Genomic DNA, 1598 nt, shown 5'->3' with positions numbered 1-1598 from the left:
CATTTTATAAAAAAATATATAAAAAAAGAAGGAATTTTTAAAAAGACGTAGAAAATATAAAATAGCGATAAATACAGCAATCAAATGGTTTCTAGCCTACCTATAAGAAATGGAATTTTTTAATATGAGGAGATGTTATTGTTAGTATAAATATTAGAGTATAGGTTGAAATCAAAAATATAGGTAGAGTTATTATGTAAATAATCAAAACTAGAAATTTATAAAATTAAAGTCAAGAAGATTTATTTACAGAAAATAGGGGAATATAAATTTTATTTAGATTTATAAAGCGGATGTAAAAGAAAGGAATATAAATATGACTTTTAAAATTATACCTTTGCAAGGAACTGATAAAATTAAATTTAATCTTACCCGTCAAGATGTAAAAGATTTATTTTCTAAACAATACATAAAAAGCTTTAAAAAAAATAAAAAGATTGCAACAGATAAATTTTCTTTTGGGAATATTTTTTACGATGAATATGGGAAAATTGAAGCTATAGAATTTTATGAACCATCGCATATAATATTTAAAAATTATCAATTGATAAATCAAGATTATAAGATAGTTGAAAAGTTATTTATACAATTAGATCCCGATTTGATTTATGAAAAAGGTATAGGATTTACATCTGTTAAATATTAAATTGGAATATATGCTCCTTATGGAAAAGTAGAAGCAGTCCTTGTGGGTAGAGAAGGTTATTATAGTTAATTATGAAAATTAAAAAGAAATATTTATTTAAAAATATGGATAGAATTATTTTGTAAATAAACAAAACTAAAAAAGTCGTCGACCTCCAGTAGGGAAAAAATCCCGGGGGATCGACGACAATTTAATTTAGCCCACAACCCCTGAAAAATAAGCATTCTATAAAAAAAATATATAAAAAAAGAAGGAATTTTTAAAAAAACGTAGAAAATATAAAATAGTGATAAATACAGCAATCAAATGGGTTTCTAGCCTACCTATAAGGAATTGAAACTGATTTTGTACGTATTCATCGATTAATTCTAGTATATCGTTTCTAGCCTACCTATAAGGAATTGAAACAAATAAATACCAAAAAAAATTTACGCATTTAAAAACCGTTTCTAGCCTACCTATAAGGAATTGAAACTCAGTACAGTAAAAATTCTAAGAAAAATATTTCTGGGTTTCTAGCCTACCTATAAGGAATTGAAACTAAACACAACACACAAAACCAACTACACAAAAAAATAACGTTTCTAGCCTACCTATAAGGAATTGAAACTTAAATTCCCATATCCTAAAAATATAAAAGATATGGGGGTTTCTAGCCTACCTATAAGGAATTGAAACTCAAGTATAGAAGATAAATCACTAGAATAATCGATAGTTTCTAGCCTACCTATAAGGAATTGAAACGGTATAAACACGTTTAAGCCAAATTTTATATTGTCAGTTTCTAGCTTACCTATAAGGAATTGAAACTAAACTTCTGCTACATAAGGTAATATACTTTTAGTAGTTTCTAGCCTACTTATGAGGAATTGAAATTACACAAAAAAAGTCGGCTTTTGCCGACTTTTTTAAGTTTCTATTTATGATAAATTTCTTATATTTAATATGAACT

1 protein-coding gene and 1 CRISPR repeat array are annotated in these 1598 nt (G+C 25.8%); the gene reads left to right on the top strand.

What is annotated here, in order from left to right:
• Positions 1-316 precede the first annotated feature (316 nt).
• On the top strand, positions 317-646 hold the full coding sequence (locus tag OM90_RS11810) for a hypothetical protein (protein WP_058487066.1): 330 nt from the start codon (positions 317-319) through the stop codon (positions 644-646).
• A gap of 310 nt (positions 647-956) precedes the next feature.
• A CRISPR array of direct repeats spans positions 957-1523; the repeat unit is 31 nt; unit sequence GTTTCTAGCCTACCTATAAGGAATTGAAACT.
• Between the last annotated feature and the right edge of the window lie 75 nt (positions 1524-1598).

Source organism: Defluviitalea phaphyphila (assembly GCF_001466305.1).
In the GTDB taxonomy this organism is placed as follows: domain Bacteria; phylum Bacillota; class Clostridia; order Lachnospirales; family Defluviitaleaceae; genus Defluviitalea_A; species Defluviitalea_A phaphyphila.
Note: the sequence above shows the minus strand (reverse complement) of the source record. Positions and strands in the feature narration are given on the sequence as shown.

Coding starts and splice junctions, on each gene's coding strand:
- OM90_RS11810 (WP_058487066.1), top strand. CDS start 317: ATGACTTTTAAAATTATACCTTTGCAAGGAACTGATAAAATTAAATTT.